The organism is Maricaulis sp. (assembly GCF_030149235.1).
Taxonomy (GTDB): domain Bacteria; phylum Pseudomonadota; class Alphaproteobacteria; order Caulobacterales; family Maricaulaceae; genus Maricaulis.
This window is the reverse complement of the sequence record NZ_JASBRW010000071.1, coordinates 1-7063: the sequence shown is the minus strand read 5'-3', so window position 1 is coordinate 7063 and position 7063 is coordinate 1. Positions and strand designations below refer to the sequence as shown.

5 protein-coding genes and 2 pseudogenes are annotated in these 7063 nt (G+C 66.9%); all 7 read right to left on the bottom strand.

Going from position 1 to position 7063, the window contains the following annotated elements:
* Positions 1 to 265, bottom strand: a pseudogene (locus tag Q1V51_RS10555) (DDE-type integrase/transposase/recombinase); the annotation flags it as partial.
* A gap of 43 nt (positions 266 to 308) precedes the next feature.
* The gene (locus tag Q1V51_RS10550) at positions 309 to 1241 is read right to left on the bottom strand and encodes an IS5 family transposase (protein ID WP_300556113.1); all 933 of its coding nucleotides are present in this window, start codon (positions 1239 to 1241) and stop codon (positions 309 to 311) included.
* Between the two features lie 62 nt (positions 1242 to 1303).
* Positions 1304 to 1456, bottom strand: a pseudogene (locus Q1V51_RS10545) (IS6 family transposase); the annotation flags it as partial.
* Positions 1457 to 1562: 106 nt separating this feature from the next.
* Positions 1563 to 2684, bottom strand: coding sequence for a GDP-mannose 4,6-dehydratase (gene gmd / locus Q1V51_RS10540; RefSeq protein WP_300556111.1), 1122 nt, complete (start codon positions 2682 to 2684; stop codon positions 1563 to 1565).
* 68 nt (positions 2685 to 2752) lie between these two features.
* Positions 2753 to 4225, bottom strand: coding sequence for a hypothetical protein (locus Q1V51_RS10535; RefSeq protein WP_300556109.1), 1473 nt, complete (start codon positions 4223 to 4225; stop codon positions 2753 to 2755).
* On the bottom strand, positions 4222 to 5472 hold the full coding sequence (locus Q1V51_RS10530; RefSeq protein ID WP_300556107.1) for a hypothetical protein: 1251 nt from the start codon (positions 5470 to 5472) through the stop codon (positions 4222 to 4224). The genes Q1V51_RS10535 and Q1V51_RS10530 overlap by 4 nt, the downstream gene beginning before the upstream one ends.
* On the bottom strand, positions 5469 to 7063 hold a 1595-nt coding region (locus tag Q1V51_RS10525; protein WP_300556105.1), incomplete at its 5' end, for a glycosyltransferase. The genes Q1V51_RS10525 and Q1V51_RS10530, both read right to left, overlap by 4 nt.

Here is a 7063-nt window from a genome sequence, read left to right as displayed (position 1 = left end):
CGATGACGACCCGATCCGGCCAGCCATTGTTGCGGATTGCGCGCGCGAAGAAGCGGGTGGCCGCAGCTTCATCGCGTGTGTCCGACAGCATGAAATCAAGCGTATTGCCGAACTTGTCGACCGTCCGATACAGATAGCACCAGCGGCCCTTCACCTTGATGTAGGTCTCGTCCATCCGCCAGGAACGCGCCGACTGTGCCTTTCGCTTCTGTGCTTCTGACGCAATCTGCTCGGAATACTTCTCCACCCAACGGGGCTCTGTTGCACAAAGCCTCTGATGTCGGAGGTTCCCCTTTCCCCGGACGGATTCATCCCACGGCCTCTGTGATGGGGATGCCAAGGGCGGTGTAGCCGTTCATGACGGCGATGCGGATATGGACCTCCGCGACCTGTCGGTCAAAGCTCCGCGCCATGAGGCGCTGCCCCAGCAGTTTCATACAGTGCATCTTCGTTTCGGCACGGCTTCGTCGGTGGTATCCGCTCCAGTTTCGCCAGATCGCACGGCCGAGATATTTCGCCGCCCGCAGGGCCTCGTTTCTGGCAACTGCACCAGCGGTGACGGTCTTCCACGGCTTCGCGTTCTTGCGGGGCGGGATGACGGCGTGGGCGCCGCGGTCAGCGATCGCATCATGGCACTTGCGGGTATCGTAGGCACCGTCAGCGGTGACGCTGCCGATCTCCTCACTTGCCGGGATCTGGCTCAGCAGGTCGTGCAGGACCGGTGCATCGCCGATATGGCTCCCAGTGATCTCGACGGCTCGAACTTCCAGTGTTTGCTCGTCGATTCCGAGGTGGATCTTGCGCCAAACGCGCCGTTTGGGGCCGCCGTGCTTGCGCGCGTGCCACTCGCCTTCGCCCTCAACCTTGATGCCGGTGCTGTCGATAAGCAGATGCAGTGGGCCCCTGGAGCCCCGATACGGGATGTTCACTGCCAGTGTCTTCTGGCGACGGGACAGCGTGCTGAAATCCGGGACCTTCCAGTCGAGCCCGACCAGGCGCAACAGGCTTTCGACGAAGCCGGTCGTTTGCCGCAAGGCCATGCCGAATAGAACCTTCATCGAGAGGCAAGTCTGAATGGCTGTGTCGCTGTAAGTCTGCTGGCGGCCACGCTTGCCTGTTGGCGCGGCCTCCCAGATCATCTCAGGATCGAACCAGATCGTCAACGAACCCCGGCGCTTGAGCGCTTCATTGTAGGCTGGCCAGTTCCTGGTTTTGTAAGTCGGGGGTATGTGTCTGCTCATGCATACCAGCTACCACGCCGGATTCACGAGATGAATCCCTCACAGGATTTGTGCAACAGAGCCACCCAACGGTTCAAAGTAGCATGGTCGACCTCTACTCCGCGCTCGGCCATGATCTCTTCAAGATCGCGATAGGACACCGGAAAGCGGACGTAGAACCAGACCGCAAAGAGGATCACGTCCTTGGGGTAATGCGCCCCTTTGAAATCGATCATTATCGCCCCTCCATTCTGCAGAGGAGACGAACTACGAAACCTTCCCAAGCGCCGCAACATCCGAAAACTTTGCGACAGAACCTAAATCGTTTCCTGCCCGAAAGCCTCAGCCTTCGAGGCTGACGGGCAGGTCCATGCCATGCTCTTTCAGTAGCGCATGGCGCTTTGCGGTTTTCAAGTCCTCGGCCACCATCTCGGCGCACATCTGCTGCGTGGTGATCTCGGGCACCCAGCCCAGTTTCTCCTTGGCTTTGGCCGGATCGCCCAGCAGCGTTTCCACCTCGGCGGGGCGGAAATAGCGCGGGTCGATGCGCATCACCACATCGCCCACCTTCAGTGCGGGCGCCCTGTCGCCCTCGATGGCGGTGACGGTGGCGACCTCGTCAACACCTTCCCCGGAAAATTCCAGCGTGACACCCAGCTCGGCTGCCGACCAGGTGATGAACTGGCGCACGGTATACTGCTGGCCGGTGGCGATGACGAAATCCTCAGGGGTGTCCTGCTGCAGCATCAGCCACTGCATACGCACGTAGTCCATGGCATGGCCCCAGTCGCGCAGCGCGTCGATGTTGCCCATGTAGAGACAGGGCTCCAGCCCCTGCGTGATATTGGCCAGGCCCCGGGTGATCTTGCGGGTCACGAAGGTCTCGCCACGGCGCGGGCTCTCGTGGTTGAAGAGGATCCCGTTGCAGGCATACATCCCGTAGGCCTCGCGGTAGTTCACGCAGATCCAGTAGGCATAGAGCTTGGCCACGGCATAGGGCGAACGCGGGTAGAAGGGCGTGGTCTCGCTTTGCGGGGTTTCCTGCACCAGCCCATAGAGTTCGGAGGTGGAGGCCTGGTAGAAGCGGCAGGTCTTTTCCATGCCGAGGAAGCGGATCGCCTCGAGCAGGCGCAGGGTGCCGATGGCATCCACGTCGGCGGTATACTCGGGCACCTCGAAGCTGACGGCCACATGGGATTGCGCGCCGAGGTTATAGACCTCGTCGGGTTCGACCTCGCGCAGGATGCGGGTGAGGTTGGAGGTATCGGTCAGATCCCCATAATGCAGCTTGAAATACCGGTCGCGGGCGTGCGGATCCTCGTAGATGTGATCGATCCGCTGGGTATTGAACAGCGAGGCGCGGCGCTTGATGCCATGCACCTCGTAGCCCTTTTCCAGTAGGAATTCGGCGAGATAGGAACCATCCTGTCCGGTAATGCCGGTGATGAGTGCCTTGCGGGTCATGTGTTCTCCAACGTCTTCAATCTGCCTGCGGTGTCTATAAGGTGGCGGGGACGCAGCAGAAAGGGCGATCAGTCATATCCCAGCCAGCGTTCGGCCCAGCCGAAGAGATCGCGGAACGCCTGCAACGTTTTGCCCCGGAACAGCGGCTCCCAGTCGTGCGACACGCCGGTAGTGGCGTGGTCGGGGTGCGCGATGTTCCACAGGCAATGACGCGCCGCGATCTCCAGGCAGCGCGCCGCAGGTTCCCCACCGAAACCCAGGTGCGCAAACAGTTCGCGCAGCGCAGCCATGGAGCGGTCGTGCGAGACATCCTCGAGCTGGAGGTGGAAGAAGCGGCGGTCGCCGGGAAAGTCCAGCATGTCGCGCAGCACACCGCGCGAATAGGCGGACATCTCGAAGGCGATCCGGTCCTCGATCCGGTCCATGCCGTGCAGCATCTCGGCATAGGTGCGGCCCCCGAAGTCATGGCCCGAATCGAAATCCGCGATGGTCATCGCATCGCCCGGATCGCTGGCCAGAAGTTCCCGCTTGCGCGCCATCGGCACCTCCGGATCCTTGATGACGTTGTAGCTGTCGCGGTTCGACAGGTGCCAGAAGGTACGCCCGGTGAAACGCTCCAGCGGGATGTTCAGCCAGGGTTCGCTGCCGCGCGCGTGATAGAGCGTGGCGGAATGGATCAGGCTCATCGGGTGGCGCACGAGATGCAATCCGCGAAACGCCAGCCCGGAGGGCAGGTCGGCGAGCCGCGAATGCTGGTGCAGGCAGATGCGCCAGCTTTCCAGTTCGGCATCGTAGAACTTCAGCCAGAGCGGCAGGCCATGGGCGGCGGCGATCTGCTTGAAGACCGGCAGCAGGAAATTGGTCCCCGTCTTGTGATGGCAGCAGACATAGATCGCCCGGTCGGGCAGGGCGTCGGGGCCGGACGCGGCATCGGGGATCCCGGCGCGGCGTTCGAGCTGCGCCAGACGGGTCCGGAGCCGCGCCAGTTCCGCCGCCGGGGGCGGGGCGGTCCCGGCCCGGTCCAGATCCTCGCCCATCAGCTTCGCCGCCTGCGGCAATTGCCCCAGCCGGGCCTTTTCGTGGATGTTGCGCGCGCGTCCCAGCACCTTTACGTCGCCATGCGGCGTGACGGTGGCCACCGAGGTTTCGAAGTGGTGCAACGCGCGGTCCTCGTCCCGACGCAGCGAGGCGGCGCGCCCGAGGCTGTTGTGGACCCCCGCGATCAGCACCTGGGCCAGCAGGGTCCGGTCGCAGCCCCAGTCGCGGGCGCGTGCGGCATGGGCACGGGCGGCGGGCAGGTCGCCCCCCTGCGCCAGGCCCACGGCAGCCAGCAGCGCCAGCTTGGTGCGGTCGGGGTGATCGTCCAGCGGCTCGCGCGCCAGGGCCGCCAGGGCGGGCCATTCGCCCATCTGCCAATGGGCGCGGGCGCGCTCCAGCAGGGCACGGTCCTGTTCGGCGACGTCCCGCGCCTCGGCCCTGCCCTGTGTGACCTCGAAGAGCCGGGTCGCGCGCGGCGGCGGTGTGGCGTCCCCTTCGCTCATATCTCGGGACCGCGCAGCAGCAGATCCCTGATCAGCTCGATCTGGCCCTCGGCGCGGTGCATGTCCTCGCGGCTGAGGCCCAGCCGGTCGGCGTCCGCCTTGAGGGCGTCGCGTTCGGCGGTACGGGCATCGAAGTCGCGCGTGCGCGCGTCGAGATCGCCCTGCAACCGCTTGCCGGTCTCTTCCAGTTCCGCCAGCCGGGTCTTGTGGCGTTCCAGTTCCGCGCCCTGCGCCTGCGCCACCTTCTTCAGTTCCGCGATGCGTGCCAGTGCTGCCTCGAGTTCGGCGGTGCGGGTCTCGAGGGTCTCGCGCAGTTGCGCGATTTCCTCGCCCCGGGACGCATGTTCGGCATCGAGAGTCCTGGTGGCGTCTTCCAGTTCCGCGATCCGGTCGCGGGCGGCGGCCAGGTCGGCCAGCGCCTTTTCGGTCTTGCCGATCTGCCGGGTGAGGCTGCCGCGGGCATGGCCGCGTTCGTGCCGCGCCCGGGTCACGGCGGCCTTGAGCCGGGCCAGTTCCTCTGCCGTGGCGTCGTCGGTTTTCCGCTCCGGCCTTGCGGGCTTTTCAGGCTTGGCCTTGGCCGATGCGTCCTGTGCCTGCCCCGCCTGCCCTGCGCCCGACAGCGGGGCCTGCAGGAACGGACGGTCGGGATCGTCGGTGACCAGCAGCGTGACCGGGCCATGGCCCGCGCCCTTGAGCCAGGCGGTGATCTCGTCAAGTGTCGCCTCGCCTTCGTAAAGCGCCTTGCGGCCCGTGCGGATGCGCAGCGCGGCAAAGCGAGCCAGCAGCCCGGCCCCCTGCAAGGCCTTCAGCACGGCCAGGCCGACGCCGGGGGCGTCGATCACCAGCAGATGCGCTGCCCCCGGGTCGAGATCCAGCCCGCGCACCAGTTCGACGGGATCGCGCGCGGTCACCGTCTCCTCGCCGATCGCTTCCAGCCCGGGATAGAGATCGCGGATGCCGGTGGGCCAGGTCAGGCTGTTCAACTCGGCGAAGTTGAACCGATGCAGCACCGATCGGGCCGGATCGGGCGTGACCGCCGCCGCCACGACCTGCACCCGGGCGTGCGGCTCCGCGCGGGCGCGCAATTCGGCCAGCGTATCGGGGTCGGGTTCGACCAGGGTGATCCGCTGCGGCTTGAGGTCGAGCCAGACCGGCAGCATGTCGCCATAACCCGCGCCGATGTGCAGCACATGGCCCGGCGGGATACCTTCAGCGGCGAAGGGGGGCGTCTGCATCGGTGAGCTCATCCCCGGCCTCCCGACAGGGCCCGGCGGAAGCAGCGAAGGGGTTCGGTCACGCGCCAGGATTTCGACCTGTAGATCCGCCCCAGTTGCTCTTCGGCGGCGCCGCGCCGCGCGCGTTCCTCCGAGAGCGCCTGTTCGGCCTCCTGCGCCCGGGTGCGGACCGCCTCCAGCGCCTCCTCGCCTTCGCGCAACCGTTCGCGCAGGCTCTCGGCCTCGGCAAAGTAGATCTCCACGGTGGTATGCAACTGGGCGATCTGCTCGGTTTGCAGTGCGATGGCCGCGTCGAGCTGCGCCTGCGCCTCGGTGCGCGCGGCGCTGTCCTGCAGCGCCACCTCCAGCGCGGTCCGGGCACGGTCGAGCTGCGCGCGCAGGCCCTTCTCCCGCTGCTCCGACCGCTCCGCGGCGGCGGCCAGTTCCGCGTAATCGGCCAGGCCCGCGTCGAGATCGGCCATCCAGTGCCGGTCGCACGCCGCGGTGGGCAGCACGGTGCAGGCCTGCAGGGCCTCCCACAGGTTCAGGGTTTCACGATCCCGGTACAGGACCAGATTCGTCAGGATCCGGTGCAGCCCCCCAGCGTCCCCGCCGGTATCCCCGTCCGGCTGCGGCAGAGCCGCGGGGGCGATGTCCGTCAGCTGCGCCCGATAGGCGTCCGGGTTTGCCGTCAGGGCGTGCCGGTCCAGCAGGACAAGGCGCCTGCGGTTGTGACGGTAGGTCTCCAGCAGCCGCATTGCCTCGGCGCGCCAGCCCGCCAGCAACGGCGCGGTGTCCCGCCCGTCGCGGATCGCCCCGGCCAGCAGGACGCGCGGATCGGTATGGATCACCACCAGCCGCCCCTCGTGGCCGTCCAGCAGAGCGGCCAGATCGGCGGCACGGACGGGCGCGGGCGCTGGCGCCCCTGGCCGCAGCACCGCCAGCATCGGCAGCGGATCGGCACCGGCCACATCGGCGGCGCAGTCCAGCACCCTGTCCACCAGCCCCTTCCAGGCCGAGCACCGGATATAGTCCTGCGCCGCCTCGCGCGTGGCCTGAGCATAACGGTCGTAGTCGTCCAGCACCACCTCGATACCCGCGACCAGGGCCTGCGGCTCCGCCTCGACGCTGATGCCCGCCCCGCTGCGGGCGACCTCGTCGGCCAGCCAGGTGCCGTTGATCACCACCACCGGCACGCCCAGCAACATGGCGTCCACCAGCATGCCCGAGGTCCGGTTGGAGAAGGCCTCGGGCAGGTAGGGAACGACGATCACATCGGCGGAGGCGAGCCAGTCGATGAAGGCGTCCTGGGCGAAGTCGCCGTCCGCCAGCACGACCCGCGCCGGATCGAGTTCGGCCGTCGCCTCGCGGAGCCGGATGTCGGTGGAGGCATCGAAGCGGGCGCGCAGGATCAGGTCGTGGCGATCGGCGGCGGCCAGTTCCGCGCAGGCCCGGACCCCGAGCAGATAGCCCTTTTCCAGCCGTGCGCCGCCGGGAAACAGGATGCGCGGCCGGCGGTCGCGCGGGGCGGCGGCTTTCGGTTCCCCGGCCAGGCGGGCGGCCTCCTCATCGCTGAAAGTCGTGGAGGGATGCGGCAGCACCGGAATGTCGAGGCCGAGAACCC